Origin of the sequence: Streptomyces gossypii (assembly GCF_025165795.1) — a bacterium.
Classification (GTDB): Bacteria; Actinomycetota; Actinomycetes; order Streptomycetales; family Streptomycetaceae; genus Streptomyces; species Streptomyces gossypii.
Genome location: NZ_JAJAGO010000004.1, coordinates 392,561 through 410,602 on the forward strand (window position 1 = coordinate 392,561; position 18,042 = coordinate 410,602).

The 18,042-nt window shown below is 71.2% G+C and carries 14 protein-coding genes; 2 read left to right on the plus strand and 12 right to left on the minus strand.

Annotated elements, in window-relative coordinates:
- Positions 1–3: 3 nt before the first annotated feature.
- The 6 genes from LHJ74_RS10930 to LHJ74_RS10955 form a co-directional block, all read right to left on the minus strand.
- Positions 4–1,896, minus strand: a complete 1,893-nt coding sequence (locus tag LHJ74_RS10930; RefSeq protein WP_260217709.1) for an LCP family protein — start codon at positions 1,894–1,896, stop codon at positions 4–6.
- Positions 1,893–2,528, minus strand: coding sequence for a nicotinate-nucleotide adenylyltransferase (gene nadD, locus LHJ74_RS10935; RefSeq protein ID WP_260217710.1), 636 nt, complete (start codon positions 2,526–2,528; stop codon positions 1,893–1,895). The genes LHJ74_RS10930 and nadD overlap by 4 nt, the downstream gene beginning before the upstream one ends.
- A gap of 42 nt (positions 2,529–2,570) precedes the next feature.
- A complete protein-coding gene (locus LHJ74_RS10940) occupies positions 2,571–2,735 on the minus strand; it encodes a hypothetical protein (protein WP_260217711.1) in 165 nt (54 codons plus the stop codon).
- 147 nt (positions 2,736–2,882) lie between these two features.
- The gene (locus LHJ74_RS10945; protein WP_260217712.1) at positions 2,883–4,319 is read right to left on the minus strand and encodes an extracellular solute-binding protein; all 1,437 of its coding nucleotides are present in this window, start codon (positions 4,317–4,319) and stop codon (positions 2,883–2,885) included.
- Positions 4,316–6,988: a caspase family protein gene (locus LHJ74_RS10950; protein WP_260217713.1), complete on the minus strand. Its 2,673-nt coding sequence runs from the start codon at positions 6,986–6,988 to the stop codon at positions 4,316–4,318. The genes LHJ74_RS10945 and LHJ74_RS10950 overlap by 4 nt, the downstream gene beginning before the upstream one ends.
- Entirely contained in the window at positions 6,985–7,443 is a 459-nt protein-coding gene (locus LHJ74_RS10955; RefSeq protein ID WP_260217714.1) for a hypothetical protein, read from the minus strand. Before LHJ74_RS10955 ends, LHJ74_RS10950 begins: the two co-directional genes overlap by 4 nt.
- Positions 7,444–7,621: 178 nt before the next feature.
- On the opposite strand from LHJ74_RS10955, the gene LHJ74_RS10960 reads away from it, so the two are divergent.
- Positions 7,622–8,752, plus strand: a complete 1,131-nt coding sequence (locus LHJ74_RS10960) for a M48 family metallopeptidase (RefSeq protein WP_260217715.1) — start codon at positions 7,622–7,624, stop codon at positions 8,750–8,752.
- 65 nt (positions 8,753–8,817) lie between these two features.
- Here the strand turns inward: LHJ74_RS10960 and LHJ74_RS10965 are convergent, their stop codons facing one another.
- The 5 genes from LHJ74_RS10965 to proB all read right to left on the minus strand — a co-directional run bounded on the left by LHJ74_RS10965 (position 8,818) and on the right by proB (position 14,286).
- On the minus strand, positions 8,818–9,963 hold the full coding sequence (locus LHJ74_RS10965; RefSeq protein WP_260217716.1) for an SCO2583 family membrane protein: 1,146 nt from the start codon (positions 9,961–9,963) through the stop codon (positions 8,818–8,820).
- Positions 9,964–10,243: 280 nt separating this feature from the next.
- Entirely contained in the window at positions 10,244–10,825 is a 582-nt protein-coding gene (locus LHJ74_RS10970) for an SCO2584 family spore wall biosynthesis protein (RefSeq protein WP_260217717.1), read from the minus strand.
- A 63-nt stretch (positions 10,826–10,888) separates the two neighbouring features.
- Positions 10,889–12,199 carry a glutamate-5-semialdehyde dehydrogenase gene (locus tag LHJ74_RS10975; protein ID WP_260217718.1) on the minus strand — a complete coding sequence of 437 codons (1,311 nt, stop codon included), beginning with the start codon at positions 12,197–12,199 and terminating at the stop codon, positions 10,889–10,891.
- 141 nt (positions 12,200–12,340) lie between these two features.
- Complete coding sequence (locus LHJ74_RS10980) at positions 12,341–12,787, minus strand: DUF8830 family protein (protein WP_375546725.1); 447 nt, start codon at positions 12,785–12,787, stop codon at positions 12,341–12,343.
- A gap of 401 nt (positions 12,788–13,188) precedes the next feature.
- Entirely contained in the window at positions 13,189–14,286 is a 1,098-nt protein-coding gene (gene proB / locus LHJ74_RS10985; RefSeq protein ID WP_260217877.1) for a glutamate 5-kinase, read from the minus strand.
- Between the two features lie 377 nt (positions 14,287–14,663).
- Between proB and LHJ74_RS10990 the strand changes: the two genes are divergently transcribed.
- On the plus strand, positions 14,664–16,775 hold the full coding sequence (locus LHJ74_RS10990; protein ID WP_260217720.1) for a CDP-glycerol glycerophosphotransferase family protein: 2,112 nt from the start codon (positions 14,664–14,666) through the stop codon (positions 16,773–16,775).
- A gap of 125 nt (positions 16,776–16,900) precedes the next feature.
- On the opposite strand, the gene LHJ74_RS10995 is transcribed toward LHJ74_RS10990, so the two are convergent.
- Entirely contained in the window at positions 16,901–17,980 is a 1,080-nt protein-coding gene (locus tag LHJ74_RS10995; protein WP_260217721.1) for an NAD(P)/FAD-dependent oxidoreductase, read from the minus strand.
- Between the last annotated feature and the right edge of the window lie 62 nt (positions 17,981–18,042).

The window sequence follows — 18,042 nt, forward strand, 5'->3', positions numbered from 1 at the left end:
TGGTCACGGCGTGTAGTCGCTGCCGAGTACCACCGTCACCTCGGCGTTGCCCGCGGCCTTCCCCTTGCGCACCGCGCTCTCCGGCAGCCCCAGCGTCTTGGCAACCTCCTCGGCCCGCGCCTTCTGCCCCGCCTCCGCATAGGTCACCTGCGAAGTCGTCTGCGCGGTCTCGGCCTTCCCGCCGCTGACGACCGCGTAGCCGCCGTTGACCAGCGCCGCACGGGCCGCGGTGTCCGACTCCTGGGACCCGCTCGCGTCCTGCACGCGCACCCGCGGGGCGCCGTCCGGATCGGAGTTCTTCACGGTGCCGCCGAGCACGTCCTTGACCATGCCGTCGCTGACCTTCGCACTCAGCGTGCCGTTGGTGCGCACGGGAAGCAGCTGCGTCTTGTGGGCGCCGTTCTTGGCCAGTTCGGCGAGCTGGGCGAGGGTCGCGCCGAGCGACTCCTCCGACAGCGAGGGGTCCTGGATCTGGCCGAGCGACTTCACCGTGCTGGTCGCCGCGCCCTTTTCGCTCGACATCTTCTTCAGCACCGCGTGCATCACCTGCCCGAAACGGGCAAGCTGCTTGGCCTCCGCCTCACCGTCCGCGCGGTGGGTCGCGTAGGCGACGGCCGCCTGGCCGTCCAGCGCCTGCGCCTTGCCCTCGGGCACCAGGGGGTCGTCGCCCTTCTTGGCACCCGGCACGGTGGTGTCCGAGTCGACGGCGATGCCGCCCACGGCGTCCACGAGTATTTCCAGATACGGCGTATCCAGCCGCCAGGTCCCCTGGATGTCCGCGCCGAACAACGTGTTCAGGGCATCCCTGGTGGGCGTGGCACCCTCACTCTCGACCGACTTGCCCAGGGTGGTGGTGTCGCCGTCCAGGCCCAGGACGGCCAGTGAGTTCGGCAGCAGCAGCATGGTGCCCTGCTTCGCGGTCGCGTTGTCGACGAGCAGCGCGGTCGAGCTCTCGTCATTCTCGGTGGAGCGCAGATGGACGACGAGCACATCGCGCTTCTCCCCCGCCGCCTTCTCCTCGGGCTCGGAGTCGCCGCCGACCCCGGGCAGCTTCCCGGCCGTCCAGAGATAGCCCACGCCGCCCACCATCGCGAGCACCAGCAGCACGATCAGCAGGCTCTTGCGGAAACGGCCGCGCCGCTTGGCCTCCTCACGGCGCTCGGTGCGGCTCTCGCTGAACTTGAGCCAGTCGATGACATCTTCGGAGTCGTCCGTCTGCTCCTCGACGAAGGAGAACTGCTCCGTCTCGTACGCGGGGGCGGGCTCACCCTCCAGCCCCTCCCCTCCGTCCGGCTCCGGCAGGGACTGCTGCGGCTGCTGCTCGGCCGACGGGGGCGGGGCCTGCCGGGGCACCCGGGCGCCGGTGTCGGTGGCGACGCCGTAGGGGTCGTAGGCCGACTGCCCCTGCCCGGTGTCGGACGCCGGACCGTAGGGGTCGTAGGCGGACTGGCCGCCGCCGGTGTCGGCGGCCGGGCCGTACGGGTCGTATCCGTAGACCTGCTGCCCCTGCTGCCCCTGCTGATCCGGCTGGACCTGCTGCGGGATCCGGCCGGTCTGGTCGGCGTACGCGTCGGCGTACTGGTCCGGGTAGTGGCCGAGCCCCTGGCCCTGGCCCTGGCCCTGGTAGGGAGCCTGGCCCGGATACCCACCCGCGTCCTGCCCTGGTTCGGGGTATGCCTGGTAGGAGTACGGATCCTGCACCGGCGGCTGCTGCCCGCTGTCCGTCGCGTACGGATCGTAGGGCTGCTGATACGGGTCGTACGACGGGTAGCCCTGCTGCTGGTAGACGGGCTGTCCGTACTCGTCATAGCCGAGGAGCTGCGGCTGCTGCGGCTGCTGCGGCTGCTGCGGCTGCTGCGGCTGACCGTACGGGTCGTATCCGTAGCCGTCGGTCACGACCGCGCCCCCTCCGTGCCACTTTGGTACAACTGCCGCTTACTGATGTAGCGCACCACCCCGTCAGGGACCAGATACCAGACCGGATCGGCGCGTTCCACCCTCGCGCGGCAGTCGGTCGAGGAGATCGCCAGCGCCGGGACCTCGATGAGGGAGACCCCGCCGTCGGGCAACCCGGGGTCGGTGAGCGTGTGGCCAGGCCGGGTCACCCCGATGAAGTGGGCGAGCGAGAAGAGTTCCTCGGCGTCCCGCCAGGTCAGGATCTGGGCCAGCGCGTCGGCACCCGTGATGAAGAAGAGGTCGGCGTCCGGGTGTTCGGCACGCAGATCCCGCAGGGTGTCGATCGTGTACGTACGCCCGCCCCGGTCGATGTCACTACGGCTCACCGAGAACTGCGGGTTGGAGGCGGTGGCGATCACCGTCATCAGATAGCGGTCCTCGGCGGGCGAGACCTTCTGATGACTCTTCTGCCACGGCTGGCCCGTCGGCACGAAGACCACCTCGTCGAGACAGAAACGCGCCGCCACCTCGCTGGCCGCGACCAAGTGGCCATGGTGGATGGGGTCGAAGGTGCCGCCCATCACACCGAGCCGACGTTTGCCGCCGCTGCCGGGCACTATGTGCTCTCCCATGCGTGCCGACCTTAGCCTGCCTGGCCGCGCCGGGGGCGCGGCTCAGCGGTCCCTGTTGAAGCGGGTGGTGATCCACAGCAGCAGGAGGAGGGCGATCAGCGCGCCGCCGCCGGTGACAAAGGGGTTGAGGCTCTCGTTCTCACCGCCGTGCTCCCCACCGGAGGCGACGGCAACGAGGGAGTCGTGCGCGGAGCTGATCAGAGTCATCGTCGGCTGGACCTATCCATGAGAGGCGGGCAGGGATGCGGAATGCGCCTGTTGCTGCGCCACATCGTATGCGTGCGCCCCGCGTGGCCTCACCCCGACTCGGCCTCGACGCGTACCCGCCGCGTACCGGTGCGCACAGGCGTTTCGTCAACGCCCGTCGAGTGAGGCACGCAGCCGGTCGCGCAGATCCTCCGGCGAGGCCCGGCTGTCCACCGGCGGTCCCGTCGGAGCCGCCCGCAGCTGCTTTGCCATGACGTCCTGGATGTCCTGGGTGACAGCGGCGTAGTACGGCGTCACGGGACGGGCCCTGGCATGCTCCATCGACCAGCACAGGGCCTCCAGGAACTGCTCGTCGAGAGAGCCCTGCGGCACGCGTTCGGGCAGCGCACGACCGCCCCGGGCGCAGTCGTCGGGCAGGGAGTCCTGACGGGCGGGCACGAAGCCGCCCTCGTAGAGTTCTTCGCCCGCCGCGGCGGAGGTGAGCCAGGCGATCAGCTTCTCCGCCTCCGCCTGGTCCGGACTGCCCTCGGCGATGGCGAGGTTCTGCCCGCCGAGCGCCGCGCTCCCGGCCGTTCCGTCCTCCGCGCCCGGCAGGGCGGTCACGCCGAAACGCGGTGCGCCCTCGCCCCCGGAGGACTTTCCTGCGTGCTCCTGGAGACGGGATTTCGCGAACGGCCAGTTGCGCATGGTGGGTGCCTCCCCGGCCAGGAAGCGCTCGATGGAGCCGCTCTCGTCGCTGCTCGTCCACTCCTTGTCGAGCAGCGGCAGCCCACCGGACGTCGAGAACGCGCTGGCGAGTTCGAGGAGTCCGCCCCGCGCCTCGTCCTCGGCCACCCGGACCCTGCCCTCCTCGTCGATGATCTCGCCGCCGTTGCGCCACACCGCCTCGTAGGTGTTGACGGTCAGGCCCTCGTACGGGGCGAGCTGGGTGACCATGCCGACCTGGTCCCGGGCGTCCGCCCCGTCGGCCACCGCTCTGGTGAGGTCCCGCCAGGTACGCAGCCTGGGGTCGGAGCCGAAGCGGTCCGCCCGGTAGTAGAGCAGCCCCACATCGGTGTTCCAGGGCACCGCCCACGCCTTGCCCTCGTAGGTGACGGTCTCGCGTACGGACGGCCAGATGTACTTCGCGTCCCGCCTGTCCAGCTCGCTCAGCGGGCCCTCGAGCGGTTCGATCAGTTCCTGCTCGGCGAACTCCGCCGTCCAGGTGACGTCGAGGTTCACGATGTCGTAGGCGTCCTTGTTTCCCGCCTGGAGCGCGGCGACGAGCTGGCTGCGCTGCCGGTCCGCGTCGTCCGGCAGCTCCACGATGCTGATGTCGTCGATGCCCGTCGCCTCGGCCGCCTTCTCGATCAGCTCCCGGCGGATGCCCGTGGAGGTCAGATCGCTGCCGGTCACGATGCGGAGCACGCCGTCGCCCGGCGGCGGGGCGGCCGGCTCGTCGGGGGGTGCGTGCGTGCAGGCGGTGACCGCCACCAGCAGTGCGGCGGCGGCCACCGTACGGCGTACGCCGCGTCGGGGGCGGTACCGGCGGTCCCGCCGGTACCACCCGTACCGTGTGTACGGCCCACCCGACCCGTACGTCACCGCGGCGACCTCCCCTCGGTGAGCGCGGCCACATGCCGGGCCAGCGCGGCCGCCAGATCGCCGGAGAGCGGCTCGCACTCGCCTCCGGAACCCAGCGCGATCTGCCCCGTCTCCTTGTCCGCCGCGCAGCCGTACGGCCGCATCGACGCGACGATCACCGGCACCTGGTGCCTCCCCAGCTCGTCGGCCGCCTCTCTGAGCCTTCGTGGCCGGGGCGGTTCCCCCTCCAGGTAGTCACCGTCGGTGACCAGCAGGACCGCGTGCCGCTCGGCCGGATCCGCCTCCTCGGCGAGGATGCGTTCGGTGGTCTCCCGCAGGGCTGCGTGCAGATCGGCCTGCCGTCCGCTCTTCTCGTCGCCGAGTTCCGGGAGGTTCAGTTCGACGCGCTTCCCGTCCACCTCGGTCCAGTCCTCAACGGCCCGCTTCGTTCCCCTGCCGTCGGCACCGGTGGGGAAGGCCGTCACCCGGTAGCTGTCCGACTCGCCGAGCCGGCCCAGCGCCTGCCGTACGGCGCGCGCCGCCGCCTCGGAACGCTCGTGCTCCCGCATGGAGCCGCTGACGTCGAAGAGCACGGTGAGCCGGATCGCCCGGTGTGCGGCGCGGAACTGGGCCAGCCGGTCGATGACGTCCTGGCCGGAGAGCGGCGGGACCGGCGAGGCGCCGGGCGGCGGATAGTGCAGAGCCCCGACTGCCTTCCCGCCCTCCTTCGAACCGGCCCAGGTGCGGAACCGGGCCGTCGCCTCCTTCCGCTCCGCGCGGTCGTCGGCGGGCCAGGCCACCTCGACGAGCTGATGGTCCAGGGAGGGGCCGCCGCTGACCGTGTAGCGGTGGACGTCGGCGGCCACTGGTCCCATGGCGTCGCCCACCACACCCTCGCAGTACGCGACGGGGTTGTCCTCGTACCGCTCCGCCTGGCTGCTGCTGACCAGCGCGCCGTCGGCCTGGTGCCCGGCGGACTGCGGCACCCCGGAGGCCGCGGGGCTCGAGGGGTCGGAGGAGTTCGAGGAGCCGGAGCCCTTCAGCCCGCAGAGCGCCTGCGGGCTCTCCGCGATGGAGCGTCCCTGGCTGATCACCTCGGTTTCCAGCCAGCTGATCTCCCGCTTCGGCAGGAGCCTGCCGCTCGGGCCGGAGCCGGCGGTCCCGTCGGCCGCGTACATGCCGAGGATGTGGGCCAGGCCCACCCCCGAACCCCGGGGATTGGGACGGAAGAGCGCCGGGCGGTCCGTGGCGGGCACGGCGTGCAGCGCGGCGCGGAGGGTCTTCCAGTCGACCTTTCCCGGCCCTTCCTGGGCGGGTGCCAGCGCAAGGCGGCGGCGGGCGTCCTCGGTGAGTACGAGCGCGGGCTGGTCCGTCATCAGGCTGCGGGGACTCTTGAGGAACCCCTGCTTGCGCAGATCGCCCGGCAGGTCGCTGCTCACCCTGGAGACCGCCTCGCTGGACTGGGCGACCCAGATGTCGGGCTGCGGACCGAGCTTCGTCAGAGCCGTCGAGTGGCCCCACTCCTTGGGATCGCCGAAGAGTTCGGTGAGTTCGTCGAGGCTGGCGCCGTAGACGGTGAAGCGGGCGGCGCGGCAGTTCTCCGCGCCGCCACGGGAGTGATGGTTGGCGCTGGAATCCTCGAAGTCCCGTACGAGCTCCCGCATCGAGGTGACCTCCTCCGGTGCGGTGGCCATCCTCATCTCCAGCGGCGGCGGGCAGGCCGCGTCCGATCCGCCGACCAGCGCGTAGACGCTGCCCACCACGGCGGCGACCAGTATCAGCGACAGGGCAAGCAGGGGCGGCCGTGTCAGGAAGCGCCACAGCGCCTTGAGCAGGGTGCCGACAGGGGTCGCCTGCCCTTCCGGCTGCGGCTCGGGCTCGGGCTGCGGCTCGGGCTCCGGCTCCGGCTCCGGCTCCGGCTCCGGCTCCGGCAGCTTCGGTGCTGCTGGCTGCGTGGCCTCCGGCGGCAGTACCGTGCTGCCGCCGCCCTGCTTGGAGATCTCCCCCGGATCCCACGGCATGTACGGCGTGTGCGGTCTGTTGTCCGGGCCGTGGGATAACTCCCGAAGCCGTTCCCCCAGCTCGCTCATCATGCGCGGCCCCTCCCTCAGCGCCCGGACGAGCGCCGCCGTGAACGGCGTCAGCTCCTGCTGGGGCGGCCCCGGGGAGATCAGAAAGCCCTTGGGCGCGGACGTGAGCACGGTGAAGGGGCGATTGTCGGGCAATGCGTTCTGCGGGAAGTCGCCCGACCGGCAGCAGTCGAGAATGATCACCGTGCGGCTCGCGTGGACGTGGTCGAGCCGGACTACGAGGTCCCGAAAGGACAGCCCGGTGTGTGAGATCTCCGCTGTGGAACTCGACCTCATCGCCAGATAGAGCTTCTCCGGCTCGGCCAGATCCTTCGGGTCCGTATAACCGTGGCCCATAAAATAGAAGACGAGTACGTCCGGCGGCGCCTTCGCGAGGGGACGCAGTACGTTGTTGATCTCGTCGGCGTGTCCAGGGTTGATTCTGGAGTGCACCTGGACCGAGGCGGATCGCCCGTCCCCGGTGAGAGCGCTGGTCAGCTCCCGTACGTTGTGCGTCGCCTTGTCACCGGCGAGCGACTCGAACGAGGGGTGATCGTAGGAGTCGACCGCGGCGAGTACGCAGACCGCTGTCCGAAGGCCGGACCCCGGCTCCCCGTTCACCCCCGGCCGTCCTCCCCGCCCCGTGGGCCCTCCCCGTGCACGTCAGTGCCCGGGGCTGTCTGCTGACGCGCGATCCACCCGGCGAACCGGGTCTCGACGTCGGCCAGTTCCTCGGCGCTCATACCGGGAGTGACGACGAATGCCTCGCCGCCTCCGGTGATCTCCACCCGCTGGGTGGAATCCGGTTGCGTCCGGAGATGCCCGACGATCGCGCGTACCAGATATCCGGAGATCAGGAAGACCGCGTCCGGTAACAGCTGTCCGCCGAAATCCAGCACGATGTCCTGAAGGGATCCCAACGACTTGGGCGCATTCGCGCGCGGCTCGGCACGCACCCCGCTCCAGTTGTCCGGGCTGCCGGGACTTTGCGTCAGCTCCTCAAGCCGCCTTTGCAGTACTTCGGTTGCGACACCCACTCCGCCCGGCTCGGCGTCGGACGCGATCGCGATACTCACCTGGAACCCCATGGTTCCCCCCGCCGGTCAATACCATTTGTCAACCGGGATCCTACAGAGCGTAGCCACCAATAACAGCCCCTTGTCCGGGAGTTGTCGCAACCGGGACACGGTCTGCCGCACCCCGGGACGCCACCCTTTACTGTGGGCAGACCAGTCGACGTGGGGGAGTAGGAACATGACCAACGGTACGGACAACACCGAGCAGCTGCCCGGCCGGGACAGGCGCCGGTTTCCCGGGATCTCCTCCCGGGCGTACGAACACCCGGCCGATCGCTCCGCTCTGGTGGCGCTGCGCAAGCTGACCGGCTTCGACACCGTTTTCAAGGCGCTCAGCGCGATGCTGCCCGAGCGCAGCCTGCGCCTGCTCTTCCTCTCCGACTCGGTGCGGGTGGGCGAGGAGCAGTTCGCACATCTGCACGAGATGCTGCGGGACGCGTGCGAGATCCTGGACGTGGAGAAAGTCCCGCCGATGTACGTCAACCAGGACCCGTACCCGAACGCGATGTGTATCGGGCTGGACGAGCCGATCATCGTGGTGACGACGGGCCTGGTCGAGCTGCTGGACGAGGAGGAGATGCGCGCGGTCGTCGGCCACGAGGTCGGTCACGCGCTGTCCGGGCACGCGGTCTACCGCACGATACTGCTCTTCCTGACCAACCTCGCGCTGAAGGTCGCGTGGATCCCGCTCGGCAACGTCGCGATCATGGCGATCGTCACGGCGCTGCGCGAGTGGTTCCGCAAGTCGGAGCTGTCCGCGGACCGCGCCGGACTGCTGGTCGGGCAGGACCTCCAGGCGTCCATGCGCGGCCTGATGAAGCTGGCGGGCGGCAACCACCTGCACGAGATGAACGTCGAGGCGTTCCTCAAGCAGGCGGAGGAGTACGAGGCGGGCGGCGACCTGCGGGACTCCGTACTGAAGATCATGAACGTGCTGCCGCGCAGCCACCCCTTCACCACCATCCGCGCCGCCGAGCTGCGCAAGTGGGCCGCCAGCCGCGACTACCAGCGGATCATGGACGGGCACTACGACCGGCGCTCGGACGACAAGGAGTCCTCGGTCGCCGACTCCTTCAAGCAGTCGGCGAACCACTACGCCGACTCGGTGAAGTCCAGCAAGGACCCGCTGGCATCCCTGGTCCGGGACATCGCGGGCGGCGCAGGGGATCTCGGCGGCAAGCTCCGCGACACCTTCACCGGCCGGGGCGGCGGCGGCAGCAACGGGAACGGCGGGAGCGGGAGCGGCGGGAAGGACGGCGGCGCGGCCGGTGACGCCGGCGGCGAGAACGGGCCCGACACCTCGCGCTGAGCACCGGGGCCGCAAGGCGTCAGGCGCCTAAGGGCTGTCCCGAAATCCCTGGCGGGCGCGGGGCGTCAGCGCGCCGGATCGGCGGACTGGGGCTGAGCCGAGTCCGCCAGCACCCCGCACATCGATCCGCTGGACCGGTCCCGTACATAGGGATCGGTCCCGGCGGGTCCGCCCTTCTCCGCCCGCTCCCCCGCCGTCATCGGCCGCAGCGCCTCCGAGGGGTCGGCCGAGCAGGCCATCGGCCCGGCCCGCATGCTGACCTGCTGGACGCTCAGCTGCTGATCCCGCAGATCACTCCGGTCGAAGTGGAAGCGCACCTCGCGCCGCACGGTGAACAGCGAGGCACCGTCCGCGTTCCTGGCGGCCTTCGTCTCCTCACCCCCGTCATCTCCGGACTGGGCGGGCCGTACCGCGTAGACGAAGACATGGTCGGCGGTGACCTCCAGCACGTCCGGGGCGGTCTCCTCGACGGCCATATCGCCGTCCACTCGGACATCCCGCCCGGCCAGCGCCACCTGCGACGGGTCGAAACGCACCATCCAGCCGGTGGACGCCCGACGGGCCTCGTTCCCGGGACTCTCCACACTCCGGTCGAACTGTTCGAGCTGGCCGGTGTCGAGCAGGACCCGCACCGAGCTGACCGCGCCGCCCGTGAGCACCGCCGGATCGAGCGAACTGGCCACCACGTACTCCTTCGCGCTCGTCAGCGCCGCCAGGATCTGGTTCTCCGAGAAGTGGTCGGTACGGTGCGCGTCGGGCAGCGGTACGCCCTTCGCGCCCGCCCGGAACCGGGCCGCCGGGCTGTGCTCGAACAGATCGGCGGGCTTCCCGCCCGGCACCGCGTCCTGGGGCACCAGCGGCTGTGTGGTCACCCGCATGGGCTGGGCGGGCGTGGCCCCGGGGTCCTGGTACGGGTTGTGGATGCCCATGTAGATCGCGGTGCCGAAGGCCAGGGTGATGAGCAGCACCAGCACGATGCCCTGCCTCGATTTGCCCAGGCCCGGCCCCCGGCCCATGACCCGCCCGGCGATTCCGCCGGGGCGGCTGCGTACGGCGGCGTGCTGCTCGTCCGCCAGCCGCTCCTGCGCGGAGAACTCCTGCAGCCGGGCAGCCTCGACGAACGACTCGTCGAAGACGAGTGAGCGGTACTCGTCGTCGCCGCCCGGGGGCTCCTCGAAGGGGCCTTCGGGAGGTTTGTCACTCCCGGCCATATCAAAAGGGTAGGTCGGCAGACCCACTTGTAAACTTGCCTCGGCGCAGCAAACTTGACCAGCGTCCGTCTGCGCGGCGCCCGGCCTGCGAAGATCCACGACACGGGCCCGGCCAGACAGGGCTCGAAAGTGGACCCAGCGCCGCGCCAGGCAAGACGTACCCGGTAGCGAGGCGTCCTGGTGCGGTCAGCGGCAAGGCGCCCGACCGCACCGTAGTGGGCCTGCTCGGCCGGTCGGGCGACGCGGCCGGGGCCGTGCCAGGGTCGAGCGGCACCAGCCGTCAGGGAGCGCCGCCGGGTGCCACCCGTTCAGGCTCACGGAGTGAGCCGTTCGGCCCTTCGGAGGAGCCGGACCCGTCGGACGTCGACCCCACGTCGCTGGTCGCGGGCGGCTGCGTCGGCTCCTCCCGCTCGCTGGACGCGCCCCGGTAGACCGCGCTGAACGTGAGCGCGACCATCCCGATCCCCATCACCACCGCGAGGACCCAGGCCACCGGCCGCTGCCAGCGGGAGTGGCCCCGGTACGGACGGGGCACGTCGTCCTCGCCGTAGACATACCCGTGGTCATGGCCGTGCTCGTATTCGTAGTCGTATCCCGAGGTGTAGGCGTAACCGGCGTCCGTCGCGTACGGCAGCCCACTGGGCTCGTCATACGGTCGCGGATCGGCTTCGGCGTGGGACTCGGCATGGGACTGCGCGGCGGCGAGTATCCGCTCCACGGCAGTCGGCTCGTGGACCTCGGCGGAGCGCACGAAGTCCTCGTCGAAGACCACGGCGGCGAACTCGTCATCCGCGCCCCCGTGGTGGCGGTTGTCGGGCTCCTCGCCGTCCGGCAACGGCTGGCCCCCCACATTGTCCGGCACGACGACCAGCCTAGTCCGAACCGGTCAATTTGGGCAGGGCGGGAGGGCGCTCAGAGCAGAGGATCAGCTTCTGGTATGACCGTCACCGGTCACCACGTACTTCGTCGAGGTGAGTTCCGGCAGCCCCATGGGCCCGCGTGCATGCAGTTTCTGGGTGGAGATCCCGATTTCGGCACCGAAACCGAACTCACCGCCGTCCGTGAACCGCGTCGAGGCGTTGACGATCACCGCGGTGGAATCGACCAATGCGGTGAAACGGCGCGCGGCAGCGGCGTCCCGGGTGACGATCGCCTCGGTGTGCCCGGAGGACCACTGCCGGATGTGCGCGACGGCGGCGTCCAGCGAGGGCACCACGGCGGCGGCGATGTCGTAGGAGAGGTACTCGGTGCCCCAGTCCTCCTCGGTCGCCGGTTCGACCCCGGCGCTGTCCTCGGCCCCGGCGCCGGCCCGCTGCCACGCCTCGTCGCCGTGCACGGTCACCCCCGCCTCCCGCAGCGCGGCCAGCGCGCGGGGCAGGAAGGCGTCCGCGACGCCGGCGTGCACCAGCACGGTCTCGGCGGAGTTGCAGACGCTCGGACGCTGGGCCTTGGAGTTCACCAGGATGTCGACGGCCATGCCGAGGTCCGCACCTTCGTCGACGTACACATGGCAGTTGCCCACGCCGGTCTCGATGACGGGCACGGTCGACTCCTCCACGACCGTCCTGATCAGCGAGGCTCCGCCACGCGGGATCAGCACGTCGACAAGCCCGCGCGCCCGCATCAGCTCCCGGACCGAATCCCGGCTCTCCCCCGGCACCAGCTGCACCGCGTCGGCGGGCAGCCCGGCACCCGCGATCGCGTCCCGCAGGACGCCGACCAGCGCGGTGTTCGAGGCGTACGCGGAGGAGGAGCCGCGGAGCAGTACCGCGTTCCCCGACTTCAGGCAGAGGGCGGCGGCGTCCACGGTGACGTTGGGGCGTGCCTCGTAGATGATGCCGATGACGCCGAGCGGCACCCGGACCTGGCGCAGCTCCAGGCCGTTGGGCAGCGTCGAACCACGCACGACCTCACCGACCGGGTCGGGCAGCCCCACCACCTTCCGTACGTCGGCGGCGATGGCCGCGAGGCGCTCGGCGGTCAGGGTCAGCCGGTCCACCAGGGAGTCCGGGATCCCCGCGGCGCGCGCCCTGGCGACGTCCTCGCCGTTGGCCGCCACGATCTCCCCGGTACGGGCCACCAGCGCGTCGGCGACGGCCAGCAGCGCGGCGTCGCGTGCCGTGCGCGGCAGAGGCGCCAGCTCGGCGGCGGCCTCCTTCGCGCGGCGGGCGGTCGCGGTCACGGGTGTCGGGACGTCGGACACGGGCCCGGTGGCGGGCGGTGCGCTGGAGCTCATGCCGGGCAGCTTACGACCTGCCGCCCGGGTGACGGGCGCGCCGTCCGCCTCTGTTCCACCATGCGGACGGGGCGCCTGGAAATCGCTCCGGAGCACTGCGCCGGAGGCATCGCGCCGGGCGCCTCAGAACGGCCCGGCGCCTCAGAACGGGTGCACGCCGACCGGCGTCGCCGGTGCCGGCCCGAACCCCTGCTCGATCCGCTGGTGGTACGTCTCCCGGCCGATGACCTCCAGCCCCACGATCTCCCACGGCGGCAGGCTGGCCGAGGAACGGTGCTCGCCCCACAGCCGCAGCGCCACGGCCGCCGCGTCATGCAAGTCCCGCGCCTCCTCCCAGTACCGGATCTCGGCATGGTCGTTGGCATAGCGGCTGGTCAGGAGGAAGGGATGGTCGTGCGCGAGCTGCTCGAGCGCCTGCCGTACCTCCCGCAGCGGAGCCTCCGCGCCCGCGACACTGAGAGTGATGTGCCACAGCCGGGACACCTCACGCTCCGCCGTGGCGCCGCCGGGCTCGGGCCCGGCCCAGCCCCCGGCCCCCTCGTCGGGCCGGGTCCGGCGGGCTCCCCCGTTCCGCTGGGGAGACCCCATCTCGACGCTGGCCAGTCGTCTCACCGGAGCCCTCCTGGAGTGGTGCCGAAGTGATGTGGGTGCCGCGATGGCGGTGCCGCGCCTGTCCGTACCGGGGCCGGCCCGCCCATGTGGCCTCCCACACAAAGTTGACCAGTCCGCGAGCGACCGCGTGGCGTTTTTGCCGAAGGTGTACGCCCAAAGGCCGGACTTTCACCACCGCCGCCCTCCCGCGACGGTCGCGAGGGGCACCTGTCGCCTCCCGCGACAGAACGCTCGGCGCCGCGTCCGGCAGGACTGTCCGCGCAGGTCCTGCGACGGTGCGACGCCTGGCACGGCCATCCGCCGCGTCGCCGCCTCGCGCGAGTACGGCCGTGAGCGCGGCGGACCCCGCGAGGCAGGCGGGACTTCTCCAACACGCCCTAGGAACGCAGCAGCACCAGGTCGTCCCTGTGGACAACCTCGCGCTCGTACGCGGGCCCCAGCTCCCGTGCCAGATCACGGGTCGAGCGGCCGATCAGCCGGGGGATCTCGCGGGCGTCGAAGTTCACCAGGCCCCGCGCGACCGCCCGGCCCCGCACGTCCCTCAGCTCCACCGGATCGCCCGCCACGAACTCGCCCTCCACCTCCGCGATCCCTGCGGGCAGCAGCGAGCTGCGCCGCTCCACCACCGCCTGCACCGCCCCGTCGTCGAGGACGAGCGCGCCGCGCGGCTCCGAAGCGTGCGCGAGCCACAGCATCCGGTCGGCCGCGCGGCGGCCCGTCGGGTGGAAGAAGGTGCCGGTCGGGCCCCCGGCCAGGGCGTCACCAGCGTGTGTGGCGGCGGTGAGCACGACGGGGATACCGGCCGCCGCCGCGATACGGGCCGCCTCGACCTTGGTCACCATGCCGCCGGTGCCGACCCCGGCCTTGCCCGCGCTGCCGATCTCGATCCCGGCCAGGTCGGCGGGCCCGGTGACCTCCGCGATCCGGGTCGTGCCCGGCGTGGCCGGGTTCCCGTTGTAGAGGCCGTCCACGTCGGAGAGCAGCACCAGCAGATCGGCCCGTACGAGGTGGGCGACCAGAGCTGCCAGCCGGTCGTTGTCCCCGAAACGGATCTCGTCCGTGGCGACGGTGTCGTTCTCGTTGACGACGGGGACGGTGCCCATGGCCAGCAGCTGGTCGAGGGTGCGGTACGCGTTGCGGTAGTGCGCGCGGCGGCTGGTGTCGTCGGAGGTCAGCAGCACCTGCCCGACGCGGCGGCCGTAGCGGGCGAAGGAGGCCGTGTAGCGGGCGACCAGCAGCCCCTGTCCCACGCTGGCGGCTGCCTGCTGTCGGGCCAGGTCGCGTGGGCGGCGTTCCAGTCCGAGCGGGGAGAGTCCGGCCGCGATGGCGCCGGAGGAGACGAGCACGATCTCCTTGGCCTGGTATCTGGCCAGGGCATCCACCAGGGCGTCCACCCGGTCGGCGTCCAGTCCTCCGACTGCGGTGGTCAGGGAGGAGGAGCCGATCTTGACAACGATCCGGCGGGCCGCCGTCACCTGCTGCCCCCGCCCCGGTGCTGACGCCGACCCGGCTCCTGACGCTGCTGCTGACACTGACGTCCGTTCCTCTGCTCGCCGTTCGCCCCGGTGACCGGCCGAGTTGCCGCCGAACCGCATCCAAGTGCCGGTCACCGCAGGTAATCTATGCCAGTGGTCGGTGTGTGACGCATCCGTCCCGGCCTGTGGACACCAGTGAACCGGTCGGCACACGGTCTGCGACACGTATGGGGGTATTTGAAATGCTGTGGCTCACAGAAAATTGTCACCGGGGCTGAGACCGTCATACGGTCAGTCGTCAGCACCTCACCTCACACATTCACGCCCCCCACAGTCACGTCAGGTCCCCGATCGTTCTCCTTCCAGGAGCCCAGCCCGTGCCCTCTGCCGGCCTCTCCCCACGACGCGCTGTCCAGCTGACGGCGCTGCTCGCGCTGCTGGTGCTTTACTCCCTCCAGCTCGTGGGTGCCCTGCTGCCGAACGTGCCGGTCTTCGTCACGGCCTCGGCCGCGGGCCTCCTCCTCGATCTCTACCTCCAGCACAAGCAGGCAGGACTGCTCGCCCTGCTGGGCAGAGTCCGCTTCGACGTCGTCACCCGCCAACTGCTCCGCGACATGCTCATCGTCGTCGGCCTGGTGCGGCTGCCGGACGTCGAGCGGGTGGAGGAGATGGGTGTCGTCCCGCTGCTGCTCGGCTGTTACGCCGCGCATTTCTTCTGCCAGGCCATGGCCGTGATGGTGCGCCGCAGCCGTACGCTGCCGATCGTCACCCGGAACATCGACGCCTCCGGGCTGCGGCTGACCGCCGCCCCGCCGAGGCTGCTGCTGCGCCAGCCCAGCCGTCGGCTGCTGCGCTTCATGATCCCGGCGACTCTCGGCCTGCTGCTGACCGCCATGACCTCGCACCGGGGCTGGGCGCTGGCCGGGCTGTCGGTGACCCTGCTGCTCTCCGTGGGCGGCGCCGTCCACCTGATCGGCTGGCTGCTGCCGAAGAAGCGCACCGCGAACAGCGAGGAGGTGCTCGCCTGGCTGGACGGCTGGCTGGCCGACTACCGGCCGACGGTGGGCATGTACTTCTCCGGCGGCGCTTCCTCCGCCTACCAGGCGAACATGTGGCTGAGCACCCTCGCCTCACTGGACGGGCGCCCGCTGATCGTGCTCCGCGAGCGCTTCATGGTGCAGAAGATCGACGCAACGGACGTGCCGGTCATCTGCATCCCGAAGGTCGCCCACCTGATGCACCTCGAGCAGTCGACGCTGAAGATGCTGCTGCACCCGGCGAACTCCGGCAAGACCTCCCAGGTACTGCGCATCCCCACCATCAAGCACGCCTTCACCAACCACGGTGAGAGCGACAAGCTCTCCTCCTGCAACCCCTACGCCAAGGCTTACGACGAGGTCTGGGTCGCGGGACCGGCTGCGCGCGAGCGCTATCAGCTCGCCGACATCGGCGTCGACGACAAGGACGTCGTCGAGGTCGGACGCCCGCAGCTGGCGCCGATCCGGCCGTACGCGGGTCCGCCCTCGCCGGACGGCTTCACCACCGTGCTCTACGCCCCCACCTGGGAGGGCTGGACCAACGACCCGGGCAACACCTCGGTCATCCTGGCCGGGGAGAACATCGTCCGGGAACTGCTGGCCGACCCGGCGGTGCGGCTGCTCTACAAGCCGCACCCGATGACCGGATCCGTCGACCCCCGCGCCGGCGAGGCGAACAAGCACATCCAGGCGATGATCGCTGAAGCGAACGCGCAGCGCTCCGGCACCGTCCCCGGCCCGGAGGCCGCCGCCGAGCTGGCCCGGTGCGTCGCCGAGCTGGAGGAGCTGACCAGCACCGCCTTCCGCCGGAGCGTGGACGAGACCGAGCGGATGCTGCTCCAGTCCAGCCCGGAAAGCGACCGCGCGGCGGCCGTGGAGACGGCCCGGCGGGCGTGGGAGGACGCGTACTGGGCATCGCTCCCCGCGTGGCAGCACCAGGTCATCACCAGCTCCCGGCCTGCCATCTACACCTGTTTCAACCAGGCCGATCTCCTGATCAGCGACGTCTCGAGTGTCGTCTCGGACTTCCTGACCAGCGAGAAGCCGTACGCGGTCGCGAACACCAGCGGGCTGGCCGAGGCCGACTTCAAGGCGGGGTTCCCGACCGTACGGGCCGCCACGATCCTGTCGCCGGAGGCGGTGGAGGTCCCGGCGCTGCTCTCCAGCGTCCGCAACCCGGCCGAGGACACCCTGGCAGCCGCCCGCGCCGACCTGAAGGGGCATCTGCTGGGGCCCTCGGACCCGCCCTCGCTGGTCCGCTTCAACCGCGCCGCCCTGGAGCTGTGCGCGGAGGCGGACGCCCGCAACGCACGGGCGGCAGCCCGTACGGCCTCGGAGATTCCGGGCCAGCGCGAGCTCAGCCACGCGGCGGAGGAGGCGGAGATGGAGTCCCTGCCTCCCGCCCCGGCACTCGAGGCGGCAGCCGATCCGGAGGACACCCTCATCGGCTGAGCCGAAACCGCATCAGGCGGGGCGGCACCCGATTCCGAGGGTGCCGCCCTTCCGCGTGACCGGCTGACCGCCGGGGCTGGTGGGTGGGACCGGCGGGTGGGGGTGGCTGGTGGATGAAGCCGGCGTCACAGCCCGTGGCGGCGGTCGCCGAGTACGCGCTCGGACACCTGGCGTTCCCGCTCCCGCGAGAAGCCTTCGCCTCCGCGGCGGGCGGCGACGGCGAGACGGGTTTCCTCGGCCATGAGGTCGGCGTTGATCGCTCCCGCGGCGCGGACTCCGGCGGCGGCGGAGCCGATCACCTGCTCGGTCACGCTGGCGACGTTGCCGGCCACCCAGACGCCCGCCACCTCCGTCTCCCCCGTGGCGTCGGCGGGGAGGTAGCTGCCGATCACCGTTCCGGCCCTCTCCTGCTCGACCGGCTCCAGGCCGAGCGCGGTCAGGAACCCGGCACGGCTGACGAACCTCGGGGCGACGGCCATGGCCTGACAGGGGACGACGGTGCCGGTGGCCAGGCGCACTCCGGCCAGCCGCCCGTCGGCCGCTTCCAGCGCGGTCACCTCGCCGTCCACCACCGCGATGCCGCGAGCGGCGAGCTGCTCGTACTCCTCATCGCCGGGCTCCGGGCCGGTGTGCAGGAACAACGTGACGTGTCCGCTCCACTGCCGCCACATCAGGGCCTGGTGCACGGCCAGCGGCCCGGTGCCCAGGATCCCGATCGCCTGATCGCGTACCTCCCATCCGTGGCAGTACGGGCAGTGCAGGATGTCGGTGCCCCACAGCTCGGCGAGGCCGGGAACCTTGGGCAGTTCGTCGACGAGCCCCGTGGTCACCAGCAGCCGCTTGCCGTGGACGGTGCTCTCGTCGGCGAGCCGGACGACGAAGCCTGCCGAGTCCCGTTCGGCGGATACGACGGTGCCCTCGTCGATACGTCCGCCGTAGGAGCGGACCTCGGCGCGCCCGTCGGCCAGCAGTGCGCCGGGCGCGACGCCCTCGCGGCCGAGATAGGTGTGGACTCCCGCAGCCGGGGCGTTGCGTGGCAGGCCGCTGTCGATGACGAGCACTGAGCGCCTTGCCCGCCCCAGGGTGAGCGCTCCGCTCAGACCTGCGGCTCCGCCGCCGATCACCACGACGTCATAGTGCCGCTGGGCGCCGTCCGGCTGTGGGTCGGGCAGGGGGGCCGGCTGCTGAATCTCTGATGTGTTCATGGGTGGTACCTCCGTTTCTGAGACCGACAATGCACACGCCATCCCCGACTTGACAAAGTTCT

Excerpts from the sequence above, each read along its gene's own strand:
- LHJ74_RS10975 (WP_260217718.1), bottom strand. The coding sequence starts at position 12,199 with ATGAGCTCCAGCGCACCGCCCGCCACCGGGCCCGTGTCCGACGTCCCG.
- LHJ74_RS10960 (WP_260217715.1), top strand. The coding sequence starts at position 7,622 with ATGACCAACGGTACGGACAACACCGAGCAGCTGCCCGGCCGGGACAGG.
- LHJ74_RS10940 (WP_260217711.1), bottom strand. The coding sequence starts at position 2,735 with ATGACTCTGATCAGCTCCGCGCACGACTCCCTCGTTGCCGTCGCCTCC.
- nadD (WP_260217710.1), bottom strand. The coding sequence starts at position 2,528 with ATGGGAGAGCACATAGTGCCCGGCAGCGGCGGCAAACGTCGGCTCGGT.
- LHJ74_RS10965 (WP_260217716.1), bottom strand. The coding sequence starts at position 9,963 with ATGGCCGGGAGTGACAAACCTCCCGAAGGCCCCTTCGAGGAGCCCCCG.
- LHJ74_RS10980 (WP_375546725.1), bottom strand. The coding sequence starts at position 12,787 with ATGGGGTCTCCCCAGCGGAACGGGGGAGCCCGCCGGACCCGGCCCGAC.
- LHJ74_RS10995 (WP_260217721.1), bottom strand. The coding sequence starts at position 17,980 with ATGAACACATCAGAGATTCAGCAGCCGGCCCCCCTGCCCGACCCACAG.